Genomic DNA, 20,581 nt, shown 5'->3' on the forward strand with positions numbered 1-20,581 from the left:
CGCTAACGCAGGAGTTCGGGCAGGGCCTTAAGGAGATTCTCAAAACGCGGTGAGTGGCGCTGAGGGTCGGTGGCTGAGGCAGAATAACGAACCCAGAGCCGAGCCCTTGAAAGTGCCCCCGCAGACCAAGACGCTTGGGTGGCGTAAGACGCAGAAAGCTTGAAGATCAACGACCCACGAAACCCCATTGACCCTCACGAAAGAGAACAGGCACTACATGGAAGACATTTCTGATTTGACCGAAGCCGAATTCATTTCCTTCGTGAAAAACATACGAACCGTCAACAAAAGCGGGACGGACGATGAGCTAGGCGAGTTGCTTGAAAGGTTCAGCAAGCTCGCCGGCCATCCAGATGGCTACGACCTGATTTTCCACCCTGAGCCCGGCGCGGATAACTCCGCCGAGGGGGTGACCAGTACCGTGAAGGAATGGCGCAAAGCTCAGGGACTGCCGGGACTCAAGAACGGCTGATTGAATTCACCGCCAGAACCTGTAACGACTCAACGAGCATCTTCGCCACATTGAAAAACGGCGATTAACTCTTTGAAATTGATAGATAAAATCAATTTTTTGGGGCTCTTGAAGTTTTGCTTCTGGCACATACCTAGGTTCTTGCGCGGTGCCGAATGCGGGCCGCGCCTCAAATCACTTGGAGAAACCTCAGGAGATTTTGCAATGGCTACTACCCTTTCGCTGGCCCCACTTTTCCGCCACTCGGTCGGCTTTGACCGTTTCAACGACCTTTTTGAATCGGCGCTTCGCAGTGAGGCCGGTACTTCCTATCCTCCGCACAACGTCGAAAAGCACGGTGATGATCACTACCGGATCGTTATCGCGGTAGCAGGCCTGGCCGAAGAGGATTTGGACATTCAGGTTGAAAAAGGTGTGTTGACCGTCACCGGTGACAAACGAGAAAGCGACGGAGCTGTCACTTACCTGCATCAAGGTATCGCACAGCGGGCATTCCGGCTGTCGTTCCGCTTGATGGATCACATCGAGGTGGAGGGTGCGAAGCTCACCAACGGTCTGCTGAGCATCGACCTGCTCAGGGTTGTACCGGAGGAAGCGAAGCCTAAACGCATCATGATCGGGGGAGCTGAGGCTGCTGATTCGAAGCCGGTCAGCGAGCAGTAACCGGCATGGGGAGGCGCTCTGCGGAGCGCCTCTTTTTTGTCGAGTACTAAGCCGGGATTAGGCAGGATCAACCTGCCCCAATGTTCTATCACCCAGGTACGTAGCAGATCGAAACCCTCACTGAGCAACAGGTCGATGGCAAAGTGGATTTGTGAAAGGTACTGCGAGCCAGAAGCGCAGTCGAAAATTTCCAACGGGCTGCGCCGATGCGTTGCTGAGTGCAGGTATACAGATCAGGCAACGAGGCATTGGCGTTCAGATATAGGACGGTATGGTCGGTGTCGTCACGGGTGAGCTGGATGGGTTGAAAGTATAAGTGCGGATCATTGGTGAAGCTCCATGAGAGACAAGCCTTTACCGTCGTCAAACAGCCAGATGTAATCGGCTTAAAGGCAAGGCGTTATGCCCTTAGCTTTTTAGCCCGCGATGGCCAGTCACCAACAAGCGCTGACATGTTGAACTATCGAAGTGGAATACGCTGGATGACGGTTTCTGGGTAGAGATCGTGCGGTTTATCGTTTCAATAACATCCGGTGATCAACTTACTAACGCCTGTTTTTAGCCAGAAGCAGCCAGTCGCGACCAGCATAGAACAGCCAGATTCGACCTAATATAATCGTATCGCCCCCTACCATGGCTCGAATTTTGCTTTGAAAAAAATGCGTCAAATTGCCAGCATGAAATTCAGCGATCACCAAATCGCATTTAACACCGAAAGCCTGCAGCAGCACTCACACAACTTATATAAAGAGCCCCATAATGCACATGTTTATCGATATAGTTGGAGCGTGTAATTTAAGCTGTCCCTCATGCCCCATGGGAAACTCTGAAAACAACAACTTCAAAAAATCCATGCAGATCGAGACGTTCAGGCAAATAGTAGAAAAAGCCAAGCTGGAGGGTGTCGACTCGATTCATCTTTACAACTGGACTGAGCCCTTAATTCACCCGCGAATTGGTGAATTTATCCAAACAATAAACGCCGCAGGCATTGCCAGCGGTATTAGCACCAACTTGAACATTGCCAAGAACATAGAACAAGCCCTACGGGCTGAGCCTTCATTTTTCCGTATTTCGCTGTCCGGCTTCCATCAAAACACCTACGCACAGGGACATGTGGGAGGTGACATCGAAGTTGTAAAACAAAACATGATCATGCTGCATGACATCAAGCAGCAATACAATCTTAATACATTGATCGAAGTCTACTACCATCGCTACTTAGACAACCTGGAAGAAGAAAGCTTGATGCGCGAGTTCAGCGAGCGCTTGGGCTTCAGTTTCAGCACAGGTTATTCTGTGATGATGCCGCTGGAAAAAACCTTTGCCATCATCGAGCGCGATCCGTCCGTCACCGAAGCAGATCGTGAAACCCTTAATAGACTCGCATTACCGCCCTACGACGATCTGATCAACCTGGTCAAACACTACCCGAAGCGGGCGTGCAAGCTAAAAGATCAAATGCTGGTACTTGACTGTAACGGCAACACTGTACTTTGCTGCTCTATCTTCAACCAATCCGAGTACCAAGTCGGAAAGTATCTGGATCTGCCACTGGAGCAGCTAACAAGCCTTAAATCCACTAAAGAAAATTGCGTCGACATGTGCAATCGTTGCGCAAAAAATGGTTTGCACGAGTACGCCATGTATCCCAACCAAGGGCCGCTGGAGCGCCACGCTGTCAGTCGCATTATGGATTTTCAACGCCGCAGCCTTCTAGGTCTCCCGATTGACAATGAAGCACTTGGAAAGCAGGACGACGAAGTTAGCGCAGAAGACTTTGATGAGCATCAGTATCTACAGTCGAACCATGATGTGAAGGCCGCAATTGCCAATAGCGCCTTCTCCAGTGGTTATCAGCACTACCTGTTTTTTGGTCGTTATGAAGGCAGGAAAGGGGCAAGTTCACCATTGGCACGCAAGGATTCAAACATGGTGACGGATCAGAGCTGAAGATTGTTTCGCGTCATAAAACACCAGCCCGGGACAAAGACTGGTCTTCACTGTGTTGCCGCCCAGCGAAAACTGGCGTCTATGAGCCGAGGCCGCATGAAAACTCACGCACCGTTTTGACGTCCGCGTTGCTACGTAAAACCTGCTGGTATTTTGTGAGTCGGCAGACCTGAAGTTTACGTAGGCGTGCAATTTTCATTGACGCTTTCACACAGCCTCGGTCGTTACTTCCCGTTTTTTACTATCGCCACCGGCAGCTACGGGTCGGGCTGAACGAGATGACTTCGCCAGAGCCGCAGAAAACGCAACAGCGCCAACCGGGCGCGGCGCCTGTTGAACCGCCAGTGATCGTTTGGCGCAGTTTGCTGCTTGAACAGTGGGAAAGCGCCGGTATGGATGGGGGATCGAGCATGGCATAGCCAATGGCATGACCCCGCCTCCTGCGCGGCCCGATAGCCGCAGCACGCAGCACGCGAAAAGCCGCACCATCAATAGCGGCATTTTAATGGCCATGCCCTGGCCAAGGTATTTATGATGCGCTCCGTGCCTCGGGGGCAATGACACCAGGGCAGGCCCATTTTCCAGGACAGAAGCAGAGGGATGCTGTGAGTCGAGTGATCAACCGTGTGATTCAACAAGCCGCGGAAAATTTTTCCCACAGTTTGAGTGCGTTCTACCCCTCCTACGGCCGCAATGGCATAAACGAACGCAACCTCACCTTTCAATTGGCCAACGCCTTTGGAGCACGTAACGGCGCCCATGCCTTTATGGAAGTGCCGTTTCTCAACCCACTGACCCAACGTTTTGAATATCGGATCGACTGCATGCTGTTCGACAAGGAGCGGGTGTTCTTTGTCGAGGCCAAGCGCCTGTTCAGGCTAGAGAAAGCCGAGCAACTGCGTAACGACTTCCAACGTATGAATGCAGAAACCCTGGCACCGATACTGGAAAAATTCATCTCCCCTTCCACCCGGACACGCAGTGTCTATCGCTTGATGCTTGCCGAAACCTGGAGCCCGAATATTGTCAACTGGTGGAAGAAGCAAGACACCGTCCGGGCCTGGGACAACAGCTGGCTGCCAGACAATAGCGACGCGGTCGAGGTCAAGGCCTTCGATGAACAAGAAACACTGCATTGGCTATACGCCTATGAGCAGTTGGAGATGCCTGCATGAAGGTTGCGACGCAGATTAACGACTACGAAATTGTCGAGCACCGGCATCGCTACTGCACCTGGGCCGCAGGCCGTGCAGCGAGCACCAAGACCTGCCGCTTCAGTGTCAGCACCGGCAAGGCGATCATCGAAGCCACAGGCCTGCACCTGCTACTGGCAGGCCCAGAACTTCTGCCGCCTCCCGAGCGTATCGATGCCCAGCACAAGATCTGGCGCGAACTGGCAATCGAAGCGGCCAAGAGCAAAGGCCTGGTTGGGTTCGGCCACGGCGTCGCAGCAAAGCTCATCAACGTTTATCTCAAGGGCGCCTTTGTTTGCGGCGGCCAGGAACTGCATCCCCATGTGCAGGCCCTGCACCCTCCTATCGACAAGCTTTTGCTGGATGAGCTCTACCATCAGGACATTGGCGCTTTAAAGGCCGTCTGGAGACAAGCACGAAAACAACGCTGGTCGAAGCTCGATACCGAGCAGTATCAAGCGGTGATCAATGGCATACGCGATGCCCTTCAAGGAAAGCCGTTGTGGCACATCGAATTCTACTGGCGCGGCCACCAATGAATGCTCCAACGGTGTTTTTTCTAGGATAAGGGCGACGCAATGCGGCGCCCTTTTTCATTTCCTCAGCACTCAACCGAGTTCAAGCAGGTTGCGGGCTGCGCCGATGCGTTGCTGAGCGCAGGCATACAGATCGGACAACGAGGCGTTATGTCCATAGTTTTTGGCCCGCGATGACCAGTCACTAAATTGCGGTGACGCATCGAACTGTAGACGCGGTATTCGCTCGATGAGCGTTTCCGGATAAGCGATCGATCGATTTATCGTTGCAAAAGCATACGGTGATCGGCTTTTTGAATCGCTACTTTCGACCGTTAGCTACTTGTCGTGCTGACCGTTTGTTGTTGACCGAGGTAAGCATTGACATAAAATCGCCGCCCCAAAAGATCAGCTTGCATAGCGAGAAGGAGCTTCGATGCAACGGGTGATGATTGTTGGTCAACCTGGATCAGGCAAAAGCACTTTGGCGCGTGAGCTTGGTCAGCGCACGGGCTTGCCGGTCGTCCATATCGACACTATCCACTGGCAGCCAGGATGGATAGAACGAAGCCCGGAAGAGAAAACCCGGCTATGTCTCGATGTAGAGGCTCAAGATCGCTGGATATTCGAAGGTAGCCATTCAGCCACTTGGGACAACCGAGTGGCCCGTGCAGATCTTTTGATATGGATTGATCGTTCGGCGACGCTTCGATTCTTCCGCGTACTGCGCAGAACACTGCTCCAACGCGGTCAGTCTCGGCCCGACTTGTCGGAAAACTGCCCGGAAATGCTGGCGAACCTGCCAGAGTTTTTCAGATTCATGTGGCGGACGAAAAATTCAGCGCGAGAAAAGATGCAGCAACTTGTGGCAACAGCGCCATCCACTTGCCGCGTGGTTTGTCTGCCGTCCAATCGGGATATAGGAATTTTTCTCGCGAATATTGGAAGTTCGACTGTCCCAGTTCCGCGAGGTTGATCGACGGTTGATTGACTCACTGCGGAAAATGCTGGTTACGAGCGTCCGCTTCCGGCCGATCGCTGCCCGTTCTAAATGACCATTAACAGTCAAAAGCAAACACCGCCAAACCAATAAGATCAGCCCCTCCTCACTCACAAAAAGCGGCTATCAAAAGCCGCTTCAGATCAGTCCCCCCGTCTCCCCACTCAAAAGTTCGCCGGGGTGTTGGCGCTGATGATTTCCGCCTCATCCTGCCCAATGTTGCGAAAGCTATGAGGCAAGGTGGTCGGAAAGTAATAGCCATCCCCCGGGTTGAGCACGCTGACTTGCCCATCCACCGTCAACTCCACGGTGCCGCGAACAACCAGCCCGCACTCCTCGCCTTCGGCATGCACGATGGCTTCTTCGCCGGAGCTGGCGCCGGGGGCGTATTGCTCGCGCAGAAAGCGCATCTGCCGGTTGGCCACCGGGGCGCCGATCATCAGCAGGCGCAGGCCGTCGCGGCCCAGGTCGGGCTGTTCGTTGGCGCGGAACACGTATTGGTGCTCGCGGGGTGGCTGGTCGAAGGTGAAGAAGTCGGCCAGGGACATGGGGATGCCTTCCAGCAGCTTTTTCAGGGAGCTGACGGACGGGCTGACGCGGTTCTGTTCGATCAGGGAGATGGTGGCGTTGGTCACGCCGCTACGGCGGGCCAGCTCGCGCTGGGAGAGTTTGTAGCTTTCGCGAACGAGTTTGAGTCGGGTGCCCGTGTCCATAACAGCCTTATGTGAGAAGTACTTAAGGGTATTTTTGCGGCGGTTGGGTCGCGAGGATCGCGATTTGGCTGCCCTGGAGCCTGAAAAGGCGGCTATTTAAACATGTTTGACAGGCAAGCTGTAAAGACCGGCGATGGGCGTGAAGGCCGGGTGATGGAGTGCCGGTTTTCCGGGGCTTTGCGGGGCTTTTTCTGGGGTGGGTCAAGGGCCGGAGCTTCGCGAGCAAGCTCGCTCCTACAGGAGTGGGGGCTGTAGGAGCGAGGTGGCGTCAGATGCCGAAGCGGTCGCGCAGGGCGTAGTACGCGGCGCCCATGGCGGTCAGCGGGGCCTGGAAGGTGCGCCCGCCGATCATCGGCATGTGCGGCAAGGAGGCGAAGGCGTTGAAGCGTTCGGCGTCGCCGCGGATCATTTCGGCAATCAGCTTGCCCGCCAGGTGCGAACAGGTGACGCCGTGGCCGCTGTAGCCCTGCATGTAGTAGGCGTTCTTTTCGATCCGGCCAAATTGCGGCATGCGCGACATGGTCAAGAGGAAATTGCCGGTCCAGCGGTAGTCGATCTTCACGTCCTTGAGCTGGGGGAAGGTCTTGAGGATCTTCGGCCGGATCAGCTGGTCGATGTCATCCGGTTCACGGGCGCCGTAGACCACGCCACCGCCGTACAGCAGGCGGTTGTCGCCGGTGAGGCGGAAGTAGTCCAAGAGGTAGTTGCAGTCTTCCACGCAGTAGTTGTTGCTGATCAGGCTGCGGGCCAGTTGTTCCGGCAACTGCTCGGTGACCACGATCTGCGAACCGCAGGGCATGCTCTTGCGGGTCACGCGGGGGTCGAGGTCCTGCTGCAGGTAGGCGTTGCCGGCGATCAGCAGGTATTTGGCGCGCACCACGCCCTTGGCGGTACGCACCACGTTGGGTTCGCCGTAGGTGATTTCCACCGCCGCCGACTGTTCGAAAATCTTGCCGCCCAGGCCGATGATGGCGCTGGCTTCGCCCAGGGCCAGGTTCAGCGGATGGATGTGGCCGCCCTGCATGTCCAGCAGGCCGCCGATGTAGTTCTTGGTGCCGACTTCGCGGTCGATCTGCGCCTTGTCGAGCAGCTTCAGGTTGTGGTTGCCCAGGCGTTCCCAGTTGCGTTTCTGTTCCGCCAGGCCCTTGAGCTGCTTGTTGTTCAGGGCGGCGAAAATGCCACCGGGGCGGTAGTCGCACTGGATGTCGTAGTGCTGGATGCGCTGACGGATGATGTCGGCGCCTTCGAAGATCATGCTGCCGAGCACTTCGGCGCTTTTTTCGCCGTAGCGTTCTTCGATCACGTCCACATCGCGGCTGTAGGAGTTGACCAGTTGCCCGCCGTTGCGCCCGCTGGCGCCGAAGCCGACCTTGGCCGCCTCCAGCACGGTGACGCTGTAGCCGGCTTCCGCCAGGAACAAGGCCGAGGACAGGCCGGTGTAACCGGCGCCGATCACGCAGACGTCGCACTCCACCAACTCGTCGAGTTGCGGGTAGTCGGTGGTCTGGTTGCGGGTCGCCGCGTAGTAGCTGTTCACGTAGGTTTGCATGAGAAATTCCCCAGCGGGTACGGGCCCAGGCCCGCCGCCGCTGTTGTTATAAGAGTTAGAGCTTGATCCAGGTCGCTTTGAGCTCGGTGTATTTGTCGAAGGCGTGCAACGACTTGTCGCGACCGTTGCCGGACTGTTTGAAGCCGCCGAACGGCGCGGTCATGTCGCCACCGTCGTACTGGTTGACCCACACACTGCCGGCGCGCAGGCCACGGGCAAAACGGTGGGCGCGGCTGAGGTTGGCGGTCCAGACCCCGGCCGCCAGGCCGAAGATGCTGTCGTTGGCGATCTGCAGCGCCTCTTCTTCGGTATCGAAGCTGATCACCGACAGCACCGGACCGAAGATCTCTTCCCGGGCGATGGTCATGGCGTTGGTCACGCCGTCGAAGATCGTCGGCTCGACATACAGGCCACCAGTGCTCTCCAGAGTGCGTACACCACCGGCCAGCAGTTGCCCGCCCTGCTCCTTGCCGATCTCGATGTAGCGCAGCACGTTCTCCAGTTGGCGCTGGTCCACCACCGCGCCGACCCGGGTTTCCGGATCGAGGGCATGGCCCGGTTTCCAACCCTTGAGGGCCTCCACCAGCAGCGGGATGAACTGCTCGCGGATCGAGCGTTCCACCAGCAAGCGCGAACCGGCGGTGCAGACTTCGCCCTGGTTGAAGGCGATGGCCGCAGCCGCCGCTTCGGCCGCGGCGCGCAAGTCCGGAGCGTCGGCAAACACCACGTTGGGGCTCTTGCCACCGGCTTCCAGCCACACCCGCTTCATGTTGCTTTCGCCGGAATACACCAACAGTTGCTTGCCCACGGCGGTGGAGCCGGTGAAGGCCAGCACGTCCACATCCATATGCAGGGCCAGGGCCTTGCCGACGGTGTGGCCATAACCTGGCAGGACGTTGAACACGCCTTTGGGGATACCGGCGTCCAGGGCCAGCTGGGCGATGCGGATCGCGGTCAGCGGCGACTTTTCCGAGGGCTTGAGGATGAACGAGTTGCCCATCGCCAGGGCCGGGGCGAACTTCCAGCTGGCCATGATCAGCGGGAAGTTCCACGGCACGATGGCCGCCACCACGCCTGCCGGTTCCCGGGTCACCAGGCCCAGCTGGTCGTGAGGGGTGGCCGCCACTTCGTCGTAGAGCTTGTCGATGGCTTCGGCGTTCCAGCGGATGGCGTTGGCCGTGGCCGGAATGTCGATGCTCATGGAGTCGCCGATCGGCTTGCCCATGTCCAGGGTTTCCAGGAGCGCCAGTTCTTCCTGGTGCTCAAGGATCAGCTCGGCGAAGCGAATCAGGATGCGCTTGCGCTCGGCCGGGGCCTTGCCCGACCAGACGCCACTGTTGAACGCCTGGCGCGCCACCGCCACGGCACGATCGGCATCGGCCTGATCGGTGCTGGCGACGTTGGCCAGGAAGCGCCCGTCCACCGGGCTCAGGCATTCAAAGGTGGCACCGCTGGCGGCGGCGCAGTACTGGCCGTCGATAAAGGCACGGCCTTCAAGGCTGAGGGACTGGAAGTGCTGCTCCCAGTCGCTGCGGGATTTAGTCATGGCAAATACTCAACACAGAAGGCGGCACGGTCATCAGACCGTGTGCAGGTACCAGTTGTATTCCAGGTCGGAGATGGAGTTTTCGAACTCCGCCAACTCGCTTTCCTTACAGGCGACAAACACGTCGATGTACATCGGGTCGATGTACTTGGCCATCACTTCGCTGTCGTCCAGCACCCGCAGGGCATCGCGCAGGTTGGTCGGCAGGCTCGGCTCGCTCTGTTCGTAGGCGTTGCCTTCCATCGCCGGGCCGGGCTCGATCTTGTTGGTCAGGCCGTGATGGATGCCCGACAACACCGAGGCCATCAGCAGGTAGGGGTTGGCGTCGGCGCCAGCCACCCGGTGCTCGATACGCACCGAGTCCGCCGAACCGGTGGGCACGCGCACGGCCACGGTGCGGTTGTCGATGCCCCAGGTCGGCGAGTTGGGCACGTAGAACTGCGCGCCGAAGCGGCGGTAGGAGTTGACGTTGGGGCACAGGAAGGCCATCTGCTCGGGCAGGGTTTGCAGCACGCCGCCGATGGCGTGGCGCAGGGCGTCGTTGGTTTCCGGGTCTTCGCTGGCGAAGATGTTGTTGCCCTGTTTGTCGAGGATCGAGATGTGCACGTGCAGGCCGTTGCCCGCCTGGCCCGGGTAGGGCTTGGCCATGAAGGTGGTGTCCATTTCATGGTCGTAGGCGATGTTCTTCACCAGGCGCTTGAGCAATACCGCGTAGTCGCAGGCTTTGATCGGGTCGCTGACGTGGTGCAGGTTGACTTCGAACTGCGCCGGGGCGCTTTCCTTGACGATGGCGTCGGCCGGGATGCCCTGCTCTTTCGCGCCTTCGAGGATGTCTTGCAGGCAATCGACGTATTCGTCCAGATCATCGATCAGGTAGACCTGGGTCGATTGCGGACGCTTGCCGGAGATCGGCGAGCGCGGCGACTGCGGGCGGCCGTTCACGTTGTCCTGGTCGATCAGGTAGAACTCCAGCTCGAAGGCCGCGCAGATGGTCAGGCCCAGCTCGTCGAACTTGCTCACCACCTGGCGCAGCACTTCGCGGGGGTCGGCGAAGAACGGCTGGCCTTCGATCTCGTGCATGGTCATCAGCAGTTGCGCGGTGGGGCGCTTCTGCCAGGGCTCGACGCTCAGGGTGCCGGGGATCGGGTAGCAGATGCGGTCGGCATCGCCGATGTCCAGGCCCAGGCCGGTGCTTTCCACCGTGGAACCGTTGATATCCAGGGCAAACAGCGAGGCGGGCAGGTTGATGCCCTTCTCGTAGACCTTGTGCAGCGCGGTGCGCTCGATGCGCTTGCCGCGCACCACACCGTTCATGTCTGCAATCAGCAGATCGACGTAGAGAACCTCGGGGTGTTTTTTCAGGAAGGCATTGGCTTCATTGAGTTGAATGGCACGCGGGGGGACCGACATGATGCACCTATTGTGTTAATTATTATGTTCACTGCTGTGACACGCCAGCAGTCAACCCGAAAGAAAAACCGGAGTCAATAGCCAACAGCGGCGGCTTTTCGTCAATTATTTTGCTCCACTAGAGACAAATAACCGGCGCAATCCGCGCCGCTTGCGGGTTTCGGACGAGTAACGTTTAGAATTTTTTACATGGAAGTTGTTAATTAAAATCAACGAGGATAAGCTCTGGAAAAACTCGTTCCAGCGTGAATTTCGAGGTGATAAAAATGGCATTCAAGCCATTGATCGGCGTTACTGCGTGCGTCAAAGAGATCGGCCTGCACCCCTACCACGTCAGCGGCGACAAGTACCTGCGTGCTGTCAGCGTCGCGGCCGAGGGCCTGCCCCTGATCATTCCTTCCCTGGCGGATCTGATCGATATCGACGATCTGCTGCACAACATGGACGGGCTGCTGTTTACCGGCTCGCCCTCCAATGTCGAACCCTTCCATTACCAGGGCCCGCCCAGCGCGCCGGGCACCGCCCACGACCCGCAACGCGATGCCACCACCCTGCCCCTGCTGCGCGCGGCGATTGCCGCCGGCGTGCCGGTGCTCGGCATCTGCCGCGGCTTCCAGGAAATGAACGTGGCCTTCGGCGGCAGCCTGCACCAGAAGGTGCATGAACTGCCGGGCTACATGGACCACCGCGAAGCCGACGACCCGCGCATCGAAGTGCAGTACGCCCCGGCCCACCCGGTGGCGATCCAGCCCGGCGGCGTTTTCGAAGCCATGGGCCTGGCCGGCGAGATCCAGGTCAACTCGATCCACAGCCAGGGCGTCGACCGCCTGGCCCCCGGCCTGCGGGTCGAGGCCGTGGCCCCGGATGGCCTGATCGAGGCGCTGTCGGTGGAACACAGCAAGGCCTTTGCCTTCGGCGTGCAGTGGCACCCGGAATGGCAGGTGCTGTCGAACCCGGCCTACCTGCGGATCTTCCAGGCCTTTGGCGACGCCTGCCGGCAACGGGCCGCGCAACGGCGCTAAGCGGCAAACCCCGGCCGCCAAGGCGGCCTTCCAGGCATTCAACACGATTCACCACGCCCTGCCCCACGGCGAGCGCGCCTGTGCGCGCCCGACGTTCGGCGTGAGCAGCAAACGGCAAGACCACAACAACAAATAGCGTCAGGCCGCCAGGAAGGCAGCGCCGAATCAGCCCGCACCCCCTGCGGGCTGGCAATCAACCTTTAAGCCCGGCCGAATTGGCCAGGCTGCTGACACCTGTTGGGAGTTTCACATGGCAAACGCCTCCAGCACTTACCGCAAGGCCCTCGAAGGCACCCCGAGCCCGCAGAAGGTCCTGGTCAAGATCGACCGCGTGACCAAGAAGTTCGATGAAACCGTGGCCGTGGACGATGTGTCCCTGGAGATCCACCAGGGCGAGATCTTCGCCCTGCTGGGCGGTTCCGGCTCCGGCAAATCCACCCTGCTGCGCATGCTCGCCGGCTTCGAACGCCCCACCGAAGGCCGCATCCTGCTGGATGGCGTGGACATCACCGACATGCCGCCCTATGAGCGGCCGATCAACATGATGTTCCAGTCCTACGCCCTGTTTCCCCACATGACCGTGGCCCAGAACATCGCCTTCGGCCTCAAGCAGGACCGCCTGCCACCCGCCGAGATCGAGGCCCGGGTCGAGGAAATGCTCAAGCTGGTGCACATGACCCAGTACGCCCGGCGCAAGCCGCACCAGCTCTCCGGTGGCCAGCGCCAGCGCGTGGCCCTGGCCCGCTCCCTGGCCAAGCGCCCCAAGCTGCTGTTGCTGGACGAACCCATGGGCGCCCTGGACAAGAAGCTGCGCTCGCAGATGCAGCTGGAACTGGTGGAAATCATCGAGCGCGTGGGTGTGACCTGCGTGATGGTGACCCACGACCAGGAAGAGGCCATGACCATGGCCCAGCGCATCGCCATCATGCACCTGGGCTGGATCGCCCAGACCGGCAGCCCGGTGGACATCTACGAGGCGCCGGTGAGCCGCCTGGTGTGCGAGTTCATCGGCAACGTCAACGCCTTCGACGGCACCGTCACCGAAGACCTGGAAGGCTACGCGATCATCGACTGCCCGGACCTTGAGCAGCAGATCTACGTTGGCCACGGGGTCAGCACCTCGGTGCAGGACAAGTCGGTGACCTACGCCATCCGCCCGGAAAAGATGCTGGTCACCACCCTCAAGCCCGACGCCCGCTACAACTGGTCCAAGGGCAAGGTGCACGACATCGCCTACCTGGGCGGCCACTCGGTGTTCTACGTTGAGCTGCCCGGCGGCAAGATCGTCCAGTCGTTCATGGCCAACGCCGAGCGCCGTGGCGCGCGGCCGACCTGGGACGACCAAGTCTACGTCTGGTGGGAAGACGACAGCGGCGTGGTACTGCGGGCATGAGGACTTCGAGCATGAGCACTTTCAATCAGAAACTGTTCCGCATGCTGCCCAGCGGTCGCAAGCTGGTGATCGGCGTTCCCTTTCTCTGGCTGTTCCTGTTCTTCATGCTGCCGTTCTTCCTGGTGATGAAGATCAGCTTCTCGGAAGCGGCCCTGGCGATCCCGCCCTACTCGGAGATCTACAGCTACGCCGAACAGAAATTCCAGCTGCTGCTGAACCTGGGCAACTACGCCATGCTGGCCGGCGACGAGCTGTATTTCTCGGCCTACCTGGGTTCGCTGAAGGTGGCGCTGCTGAGCACCCTGATGTGCCTGGTGGTGGGTTTCCCCATGGCCTACGCCATCTCCAAGGCCAGCAAGGAAGCGCAGAACGTCTTGCTGCTGCTGATCATGATGCCGACCTGGACCGCGATCCTGATCCGCGTCTACGCCTGGATGGGCATCCTCAGCAACAACGGCCTGCTCAACAGCTTCCTGCTGTGGACCGGGCTGATCAGACAGCCGCTGGAAATCCTCAACACCAACACCGCGGTGTACATCGGCGTGGTCTACGCCTACCTGCCGTTCATGGTGCTGCCGCTGTACGCCAACCTGGTCAAGCATGACCAGAGCCTGCTGGAGGCCGCCTCCGACCTGGGGTCGAGCAACTTCAACAACTTCTGGAAAATCACCGTGCCCCTGGCCAAGAACGGCATCATCGCCGGCTGCATGCTGGTGTTCATCCCGGTGGTCGGCGAGTTCGTGATTCCGGAACTCCTGGGCGGCCCGGAAACCCTGATGATCGGCCGCGTGTTGTGGCAGGAATTCTTCAACAACCGTGACTGGCCGGTGGCCTCCGCCCTGGCGGTGGTGATGCTGGCGATCCTGATTATCCCGATCCTGCTGTTCAACCGCAGCCAGGCCAAAGAGATGGAGGCACGGGCATGAAACGCTTCGAATTTTCCAAACTGATGCTGGTGCTGGGCCTGCTGTTCATCTACCTGCCGATGCTGATCCTGGTGATCTACTCGTTCAACGCCTCCAAGCTGGTGACGGTCTGGGGCGGCTGGTCGATCAAGTGGTACGTCGGCCTGCTGGACAACCAGCAACTGATGGGCTCGGTGGCGCGCTCCCTGGAGATCGCCTGCTACACCGCGATTGCCGCGGTGGCCCTGGGCACCCTGGCGGCCTTCGTGCTGACCCGGGTCACCCGCTTCAAGGGCCGCACCCTGTTCGGCGGCCTGGTCACCGCGCCGCTGGTGATGCCCGAAGTGATCACCGGCCTGTCCTTGCTGCTGCTGTTCGTGGCCATGGCGCAATTGATCGGCTGGCCGATGGAGCGCGGGATCGTCACCATCTGGATCGCCCACACCACATTCTGCGCTGCCTATGTAGCCGTGGTAGTCTCCGCGCGCCTGCGGGAGCTGGACCTGTCCATCGAAGAAGCGGCGATGGACCTGGGCGCGCGCCCGTTCAAGGTGTTCTTCCTGATCACCATCCCGATGATCGCGCCGTCACTGGCGGCCGGCGGCATGATGTCCTTTGCCCTGTCCCTGGATGACCTGGTGCTGGCCAGCTTCGTCTCCGGCCCGGGTTCCACCACCTTGCCGATGGAAGTGTTCTCGGCGGTGCGCCTGGGGGTCAAACCCGAGATCAACGCCGTGGCCAGCCTGATCCTGCTGGCGGTGTCCCTGGTGACCTTCCTGGTCTGGTACTTCGGCCGCCGCGCCGAAGCGGCCCGCAAGCGGGCGATCCAGGAAGCCATGGAGTTCACCGCCAACGAATCCTGGCAGCCACCGGCGGCGAGAAAACCCGCGGTACGAGCGCCGGCGACGGCCTGACGGCCTCTTCGCCAGCAAGCTGGCTCCTACGGATAACCCAAACCTGTAGGAGCCAGCTTGCTGGCGAAAGCCTCCACACCGATATCCACCTTGCACACGCAGCAATCTGCACAATAAGAAATGGAGTTGTAGTAATGAAAATGCCTGGCAGGACACTGTTCGCCAAAACCCTGCTCTCGGTGTCCTTGATGGGCGCACTGATTACCGGCGCTCAAGCCAACGACAAGGTGCTGCGCGTCTACAACTGGTCGGACTATATCGCCCCGGACACCCTGAAGAAGTTCGAGGCCGAGACCGGCATCCACGTCACCTACGACGTCTTCGACAGCAACGAAACCCTGGAAGCGCGCCTGCTCACCGGCAAGTCCGGCTACGACATCGTGGTGCCGTCCAACAGCTTCCTGGCCAAGCAGATCAAGGCCGGGGTCTACCAGGAGCTGGACAAGTCCAAGCTGCCCAACTGGAAGAACCTCAACCCGGTGCTGCTGAAGAACGCCTCCGCCAGCGACCCGGACAACGCCCATGCCTTCCCCTACATGTGGGGTTCGATCGGCATCGGCTACAACCCGGACAAGGTCAAGGCGGCCCTGGGCACTGATGCCCCGACCAACTCCTGGGACCTGCTGTTCAAGCCGGAGAACGCCGAGAAGCTCAAGGCCTGCGGCATCAGCTTCCTCGACTCGCCCACCGAAATGCTCCCGGCCGCCCTGCACTACCTGGGCTACCCGGTGACCAGCAAGGACAAGGCGCAGATCCTCGAAGCCCAGGAACTGTTCATGAAGATCCGGCCGTCGGTGACCTACTTCCACTCCTCCAAGTACATCTCGGACCTGGCCAACGGCAACATCTGCGTGGCCGTGGGCTACTCCGGCGACGTGCTGCAGGCCCGTTCCCGCGCCGAAGAGGCCGGCAACAAGGAGAAGGTCGCGTTCAGCATTCCCAAGGAAGGCGCCGGCAGCTTCTACGACATGATGGCCATCCCCAAGGACGCCACCAACGTCGACAACGCCTACCTGTTCATGAACTTCCTGATGCGCGCGGACATCATCGCCGAGGTCACCAACAGCCTGGGCTACAGCAACGCCAACGCCGCGGCCACGCCGCTGGTGGACGAAGCGATCCGCAACGACCCGGCGTCCTACCCGCCGCAAGAGGTACTGGCCACCCTGTACGCGGTGCCGGACCAGCCGATTGCCATCCAGCGGGTGATGAACCGCGGCTGGACCAGGATCAAGCTGGGCAAATGACTCAAGCCGCCCGCCGCTGGCGGGCAGCGCTCCCCTTTTTCCGTTCACGTCGCGCCTTACCACCGCGGCACTCCTGCGAACGGCTTCACCCGGCTCCCTCGGTTGGGGTGAATCCTTGGCGCCTTCGGGCGCCTTTTTTGCGTTCCCGGTAGCCGTTGCCGCAGGCGCGAATCGCTGGGGCGGCATAGGCGATCCCGGCAGCAGAGGGTCCTGCGGGGAAGGTCCGCGTACTCGCCAGGCACACAAAAACCGCCAACCCTCATGCCACCCACTGGCAGCGAACCAGTGCCTTGGCTAGATTCAGCCGACATGGCTCCAACCCCACCTCGTCCACTTTGCAACACAGGTCCTTCGACATGCCTGCACCCCGGCGCGCGCCTTGGCTGATTCCAGCCCTGATTCCGGCCCTGATTCCGCTGCACCTGCATGCCGCACCACCGCTGCTGGCGCTGGTGCCCCTGCCGGCGGCGGCCACGCCCGCCCCGAACAGCCTGCACCTCCTCGACAACATGCCCCTGGCCACCTCCCAGCAGGGCCTGGGCCTGTGCTTCAGCCACAGCGCGGCGGCGGTGTTCAACTACTACCAATGCCAGGCGGCCAAAGAAGATTGCACGCGGATCGACAAACACCAGCTGGCAGCGCCCCTGGACATGGCGCGCTATGGCCGCAAGCCCACGGGCGAGGTGGACAGCGTCGGCTCCTACGAGGACATCGACGAGGGCGGCGACCCGCTCTACACCCTGGAAAACGCCGCGCTGATGGTCGGCACCGTGGTGTCCCAGGCGTGCTTTTCCGAGGAGAAACTGTTCAAGGACAAGTTCGTGCCCAGCGGCGCCATTACCGCCGCGGACGTCAAGGCCCAGCGCGCGGTGCTCAAAGCCCTGGAGGACTTCTATCAACAGCATCGGCTCAAGGCCCCCTGTGCCGACTGTGTCGCCAGCCCAGCCCAGGTGGCCGAGCTCCAGGCTATCTATGCCACCCCCCGCGACGCCCGAGGCATCGCCCAGGCCCTGGGCAAGCCGCACTTCGGCGGCTTTTTCTCGGCCATCATCATCCCCCCTGAATGCCGGCGCCTCAGCCGCCGGGCCTTGTTCGAACTCAAGGACAAGCTGCAGATCCGCGCCCTGCCGGAAACGAGCCAACAGAAGCACTTCGCCGGCCTGTACCCGGCGCTGACCCAGGCTATAGATGCCGGCAACCCGGTGATCATCGCCAACGTCTGCCTGTACCGCGATGCCAAGCAGAAAAAATGCCCCGAGCAGTATCAGCACAGCCTGGTGGCCTATGGTCACGCCCGCCTGTGCACGCCCCAGGGCCAGTGCCAGGAGGGCCTCAAGGTACTCAACAGCTGGGGCCAGCAATGGCAGGAGCACGAGGGCCAGCAATGGTTCGATGCCCGGCGCCTGCTGGACAGCACCGGCTACGGCAAGCAGAGCATCGGCTGGCTGGAGCGTAAGCACCCGCCCGAGCACTGAAGCCGCGCGACCGGTCGCAGGATCACCTGCTCGCGCATGCACCGGCCTGCGCCGTGCGGATAACCGCCGAAGCCCTGCGCGCCGGCAATGGCGACCATGGCCCAGCGACAACCGGCCGCGACACAACAGCAAGTTCCGCGCCCCAGGAAGTGGTATTTTCTGCCGCTTCCGGCGCGGCTGATCGGCATCCAGCCAAGGCCGCCATCCTTCAGGGAGCTGCACCGATGAAGTCCGCCGTACACCCTTGCCCGCTGCCCCATGACTCGAGCATCGCCGCCCTGGCCCCGGGGGCGACCTTCATCGACTGCCGCCGCACATTCGCCAACGATGCCGAACGCAGCGCCATGCGCCACCTGCTGAACCTGATGAGCCAGACCCCGGCCTGGATCGACCGCCTGATGGGCCTGCGCAACCGCGTAGTGCAGCTGTTCGGCCTCAAGGACCTGGGGCGCCTGACCCGCATCGACCTGGCGCGCCCGGACGCGGATTACCAGCCCGGCGACCGGGTCGGCATCTTTACCCTGGTTTCCCAGAGTCCCGACGAGGTGCTGGTGGTGGACCGCGACAAGCACCTGGACGTGCACCTGTCGCTCAACCTCCAACCCCTGACCGCCGAGGGCCTGCGCCCGGTGGTGCTGAGCACCGTGGTGCACCCGCACAACCGCCTGGGGCGCCTGTACATGCTGCCGGTGGCGCCGTTCCACCGGATCATCGCGCCCATGACCCTGGCCACTATCAATAACCGCTGAACCTTCATCCCCCAAGGATCTTGTCGTGCAGACACCCGAATTCGATGTGGTCGTCGTAGGCCTGGGCGCCATGGGCGCCGCCACTCTCTATCAACTGGCCAAGCGCGGGGTCAAGGTGGCGGGCATCGACCGCTTCGCCCCGCCCCATGACCAGGGCTCCAGCCATGGCGACACCCGCATCACCCGCCAGGCGGTGGGCGAAGGCGCGGCCTATGTGCCCCTGGCGATCCGCTCGCAGCAGATCTGGCGCGAGCTGGAGGCCGAACTGGACGTGCCGTTGTTCGAGCAATGCGGGGTGCTGGTGATGACCGCCAGCACCGACCCGCAGCGCCCGGCGGATGCCCGCGACTTCACCGACAACAGCATCGCCCTGGCCCGGCACTATGGCATCGAGCACCAGGTGCTGGACGCCGCCGAGATCCGCCGGCGCTTCCCGCAGTTCGCCCCGCTGGCCGACAGCGCCCGGGGCTACTTCGAACCCGGCGGCGGTTTTGTCCGCCCGGAACGCTGCATCGACGCGCAACTGACCCGGGCCCGGCAACTGGGGGCGACCCTGATCACCGGCCACACCGTGCTGCAACTCAAGCCCGACGCCGAGGGCGTGGACGTCATCTGCGCCGGTTCACAAATCCGCGCCCGGCAGGTGATCGTCAGCGCCGGCATGTGGTCGGCGCAGCTGCTGGGGGCGCCCTTCGATGAGTTGCTGCAGGTCTGTCGCCAGCAGCTGTACTGGTTCCGCCTCGATGAGCCGCAACACTACCCGCCCCGCTCGCCGAGCTTCATCCTCCACAGCGCCGACGATGTCGACACCTGCTATGGCTTCCCGCCGATTCCCGGCGAAGGCAGCGTGAAGATCGCCACCGAGCAGTACAGCGCCAGCAGCCAGCCGGACAGACTCGACCGCCAACCCAGCCTCGCCGATGCCCAGCGCCTGTTCCGCGAGCTGGTGGCCCCGCATATCGCCGGGCTGGCGCCGGAGCTGGTGAAGGCCAGCGTCTGCGCCTACACCGTGACTCCGGATTCGGGCTTTATCATCGACCGCCATCCGCACATGGCCCACGTCACCGTGGTCAGTGCCTGCTCCGGCCATGGCTTCAAGCACTCGGCGGCGATTGGTGAAGCCCTGGCCCAGCTGCAGGTGGACGGCCGCAGCGAAATCGACCTGGAAAGCTTCTCCCTGCAACGCTTCCACTGACGCTCGCGGCCCCTTTATCGGGGCCGTGCTGAAAAAAAATTCCCGGGCTGACGTTTTTCGCCGTTTATCTGCCGTTTTCAGCCTTGCCGGTTGGCCGAGTCTCTACGATTCTTTAGCAACCCCTCCGGGCAGCGCATCGCCGCCCCACGTAGAACCACCGGAGCGCCCCATGAAGAGCGTCGCAGAACTGCTGAAACTCAAGGCCAAGCACAACCAGCAAGTGCACACCATCGCCCCGCACCAGATGGTCCTGGAAGCGCTGATGCTGATGGCCGAAAAAAACGTTGGCGCCTTGCCGGTGTTGGAGAACGGTCAAGTGGTCGGGGTCATCAGCGAACGTGACTACGCGCGCAAGCTGGTGCTGCACGGGCGCTCCTCGGTGGGCACCCCGGTCAGCGCCATCATGAGCTCGCCGGTGATCACCGTGGACTCCCACCAGAACGTGGAAACCTGCATGAGCATCATGACCGACCACCACCTGCGCCACCTGCCGGTGGTGGAGAACGGCCAGTTGCTGGGGCTGCTGTCGATCGGCGACCTGGTCAAGGAAGCGATCGCCGAACAGGCCGACCTGATCCGCCAGCTGGAGCAATACATCCGCGGCGAATGAGCTCCGCGAGCCCTGCACCGCTCCAGCCGACGCCTTCGCTGGCCAGCTCCTACAGAC

General features: G+C 60.8%; 19 protein-coding genes. 15 read left to right on the forward strand and 4 right to left on the reverse strand.

Annotated features, from left to right (window positions below; all coding sequences use genetic code 11):
• The first annotated feature begins 217 nt into the window (after positions 1–217).
• The 6 genes from GGI48_RS03130 (at position 218) to GGI48_RS03155 (ending at position 5,772) form a co-directional block, all read left to right on the forward strand.
• Entirely contained in the window at positions 218–472 is a 255-nt protein-coding gene (locus GGI48_RS03130) for a bacteriocin immunity protein (protein ID WP_042942417.1), read from the forward strand.
• 204 nt (positions 473–676) lie between these two features.
• The gene (locus tag GGI48_RS03135) at positions 677–1,135 is read left to right on the forward strand and encodes an Hsp20 family protein (protein WP_016968718.1); all 459 of its coding nucleotides are present in this window, start codon (positions 677–679) and stop codon (positions 1,133–1,135) included.
• A 759-nt stretch (positions 1,136–1,894) separates the two neighbouring features.
• Positions 1,895–3,088 carry a radical SAM protein gene (locus tag GGI48_RS03140; protein ID WP_179596919.1) on the forward strand — a complete coding sequence of 398 codons (1,194 nt, stop codon included), beginning with the start codon at positions 1,895–1,897 and terminating at the stop codon, positions 3,086–3,088.
• 614 nt (positions 3,089–3,702) lie between these two features.
• Positions 3,703–4,263, forward strand: a complete 561-nt coding sequence (locus GGI48_RS03145) for a hypothetical protein (RefSeq protein WP_179596921.1) — start codon at positions 3,703–3,705, stop codon at positions 4,261–4,263.
• On the forward strand, positions 4,260–4,820 hold the full coding sequence (locus tag GGI48_RS03150; RefSeq protein ID WP_179596923.1) for a hypothetical protein: 561 nt from the start codon (positions 4,260–4,262) through the stop codon (positions 4,818–4,820). The genes GGI48_RS03145 and GGI48_RS03150 overlap by 4 nt, the downstream gene beginning before the upstream one ends.
• A gap of 412 nt (positions 4,821–5,232) precedes the next feature.
• Positions 5,233–5,772 carry an AAA family ATPase gene (locus GGI48_RS03155; RefSeq protein ID WP_179596925.1) on the forward strand — a complete coding sequence of 180 codons (540 nt, stop codon included), beginning with the start codon at positions 5,233–5,235 and terminating at the stop codon, positions 5,770–5,772.
• Positions 5,773–5,960: 188 nt separating this feature from the next.
• Here the strand turns inward: GGI48_RS03155 and GGI48_RS03160 are convergent, their stop codons facing one another.
• From GGI48_RS03160 to GGI48_RS03175, 4 genes are all read right to left on the reverse strand, one after another.
• Complete coding sequence (locus GGI48_RS03160; RefSeq protein ID WP_016968722.1) at positions 5,961–6,509, reverse strand: cupin domain-containing protein; 549 nt, start codon at positions 6,507–6,509, stop codon at positions 5,961–5,963.
• A 268-nt stretch (positions 6,510–6,777) separates the two neighbouring features.
• Positions 6,778–8,058, reverse strand: a complete 1,281-nt coding sequence (locus GGI48_RS03165; protein ID WP_179596927.1) for an NAD(P)/FAD-dependent oxidoreductase — start codon at positions 8,056–8,058, stop codon at positions 6,778–6,780.
• Between the two features lie 55 nt (positions 8,059–8,113).
• Positions 8,114–9,604 (reverse strand): aldehyde dehydrogenase, encoded by a 1,491-nt coding sequence (locus GGI48_RS03170; RefSeq protein ID WP_179596929.1) that lies wholly within the window; start codon positions 9,602–9,604, stop codon positions 8,114–8,116.
• Between the two features lie 33 nt (positions 9,605–9,637).
• Positions 9,638–11,014, reverse strand: coding sequence for a glutamine synthetase family protein (locus tag GGI48_RS03175; RefSeq protein ID WP_047303558.1), 1,377 nt, complete (start codon positions 11,012–11,014; stop codon positions 9,638–9,640).
• Positions 11,015–11,280: 266 nt separating this feature from the next.
• Between GGI48_RS03175 and GGI48_RS03180 the strand changes: the two genes are divergently transcribed.
• The 9 genes from GGI48_RS03180 (at position 11,281) to GGI48_RS03220 (ending at position 20,524) form a co-directional block, all read left to right on the forward strand.
• A complete protein-coding gene (locus GGI48_RS03180) occupies positions 11,281–12,036 on the forward strand; it encodes a gamma-glutamyl-gamma-aminobutyrate hydrolase family protein (RefSeq protein ID WP_103741896.1) in 756 nt (251 codons plus the stop codon).
• A gap of 250 nt (positions 12,037–12,286) precedes the next feature.
• Positions 12,287–13,429 carry a polyamine ABC transporter ATP-binding protein gene (potA, locus tag GGI48_RS03185; protein WP_060838662.1) on the forward strand — a complete coding sequence of 381 codons (1,143 nt, stop codon included), beginning with the start codon at positions 12,287–12,289 and terminating at the stop codon, positions 13,427–13,429.
• Positions 13,430–13,473: 44 nt separating this feature from the next.
• Entirely contained in the window at positions 13,474–14,355 is an 882-nt protein-coding gene (locus GGI48_RS03190; protein ID WP_179601902.1) for an ABC transporter permease subunit, read from the forward strand.
• The gene (locus tag GGI48_RS03195; protein WP_179596931.1) at positions 14,352–15,248 is read left to right on the forward strand and encodes an ABC transporter permease subunit; all 897 of its coding nucleotides are present in this window, start codon (positions 14,352–14,354) and stop codon (positions 15,246–15,248) included. Before GGI48_RS03190 ends, GGI48_RS03195 begins: the two co-directional genes overlap by 4 nt.
• Positions 15,249–15,388: 140 nt before the next feature.
• Positions 15,389–16,495 (forward strand): polyamine ABC transporter substrate-binding protein, encoded by a 1,107-nt coding sequence (locus GGI48_RS03200; RefSeq protein ID WP_313771312.1) that lies wholly within the window; start codon positions 15,389–15,391, stop codon positions 16,493–16,495.
• Between the two features lie 356 nt (positions 16,496–16,851).
• Entirely contained in the window at positions 16,852–17,970 is a 1,119-nt protein-coding gene (locus tag GGI48_RS03205) for a hypothetical protein (RefSeq protein WP_179596932.1), read from the forward strand.
• 224 nt (positions 17,971–18,194) lie between these two features.
• The gene (locus tag GGI48_RS03210) at positions 18,195–18,719 is read left to right on the forward strand and encodes a DUF2867 domain-containing protein (RefSeq protein WP_179596934.1); all 525 of its coding nucleotides are present in this window, start codon (positions 18,195–18,197) and stop codon (positions 18,717–18,719) included.
• A 25-nt stretch (positions 18,720–18,744) separates the two neighbouring features.
• Positions 18,745–19,914 (forward strand): N-methyl-L-tryptophan oxidase, encoded by a 1,170-nt coding sequence (gene solA / locus GGI48_RS03215; protein WP_179596936.1) that lies wholly within the window; start codon positions 18,745–18,747, stop codon positions 19,912–19,914.
• Between the two features lie 169 nt (positions 19,915–20,083).
• Positions 20,084–20,524 carry a CBS domain-containing protein gene (locus GGI48_RS03220; protein ID WP_016963450.1) on the forward strand — a complete coding sequence of 147 codons (441 nt, stop codon included), beginning with the start codon at positions 20,084–20,086 and terminating at the stop codon, positions 20,522–20,524.
• The last annotated feature ends 57 nt before the right edge of the window (positions 20,525–20,581 follow it).

This window comes from Pseudomonas protegens, assembly GCF_013407925.2.
Classification (GTDB): Bacteria; Pseudomonadota; Gammaproteobacteria; order Pseudomonadales; family Pseudomonadaceae; genus Aquipseudomonas; species Aquipseudomonas fluorescens_AP.

What these genes read in the sequence shown, in the direction of transcription:
- GGI48_RS03130 (WP_042942417.1), top strand. Translation starts at nt 218, where the DNA reads ATGGAAGACATTTCTGATTTGACCGAAGCCGAATTCATTTCCTTCGTG.
- GGI48_RS03135 (WP_016968718.1), top strand. Translation starts at nt 677, where the DNA reads ATGGCTACTACCCTTTCGCTGGCCCCACTTTTCCGCCACTCGGTCGGC.
- GGI48_RS03140 (WP_179596919.1), top strand. Translation starts at nt 1,895, where the DNA reads ATGCACATGTTTATCGATATAGTTGGAGCGTGTAATTTAAGCTGTCCC.
- GGI48_RS03150 (WP_179596923.1), top strand. Translation starts at nt 4,260, where the DNA reads ATGAAGGTTGCGACGCAGATTAACGACTACGAAATTGTCGAGCACCGG.
- GGI48_RS03155 (WP_179596925.1), top strand. Translation starts at nt 5,233, where the DNA reads ATGCAACGGGTGATGATTGTTGGTCAACCTGGATCAGGCAAAAGCACT.
- GGI48_RS03160 (WP_016968722.1), bottom strand. Translation starts at nt 6,509, where the DNA reads ATGGACACGGGCACCCGACTCAAACTCGTTCGCGAAAGCTACAAACTC.
- GGI48_RS03165 (WP_179596927.1), bottom strand. Translation starts at nt 8,058, where the DNA reads ATGCAAACCTACGTGAACAGCTACTACGCGGCGACCCGCAACCAGACC.
- GGI48_RS03170 (WP_179596929.1), bottom strand. Translation starts at nt 9,604, where the DNA reads ATGACTAAATCCCGCAGCGACTGGGAGCAGCACTTCCAGTCCCTCAGC.
- GGI48_RS03175 (WP_047303558.1), bottom strand. Translation starts at nt 11,014, where the DNA reads ATGTCGGTCCCCCCGCGTGCCATTCAACTCAATGAAGCCAATGCCTTC.
- GGI48_RS03180 (WP_103741896.1), top strand. Translation starts at nt 11,281, where the DNA reads ATGGCATTCAAGCCATTGATCGGCGTTACTGCGTGCGTCAAAGAGATC.
- potA (WP_060838662.1), top strand. Translation starts at nt 12,287, where the DNA reads ATGGCAAACGCCTCCAGCACTTACCGCAAGGCCCTCGAAGGCACCCCG.
- GGI48_RS03195 (WP_179596931.1), top strand. Translation starts at nt 14,352, where the DNA reads ATGAAACGCTTCGAATTTTCCAAACTGATGCTGGTGCTGGGCCTGCTG.
- GGI48_RS03200 (WP_313771312.1), top strand. Translation starts at nt 15,389, where the DNA reads ATGCCTGGCAGGACACTGTTCGCCAAAACCCTGCTCTCGGTGTCCTTG.
- GGI48_RS03205 (WP_179596932.1), top strand. Translation starts at nt 16,852, where the DNA reads ATGCCTGCACCCCGGCGCGCGCCTTGGCTGATTCCAGCCCTGATTCCG.
- GGI48_RS03210 (WP_179596934.1), top strand. Translation starts at nt 18,195, where the DNA reads ATGAAGTCCGCCGTACACCCTTGCCCGCTGCCCCATGACTCGAGCATC.
- GGI48_RS03220 (WP_016963450.1), top strand. Translation starts at nt 20,084, where the DNA reads ATGAAGAGCGTCGCAGAACTGCTGAAACTCAAGGCCAAGCACAACCAG.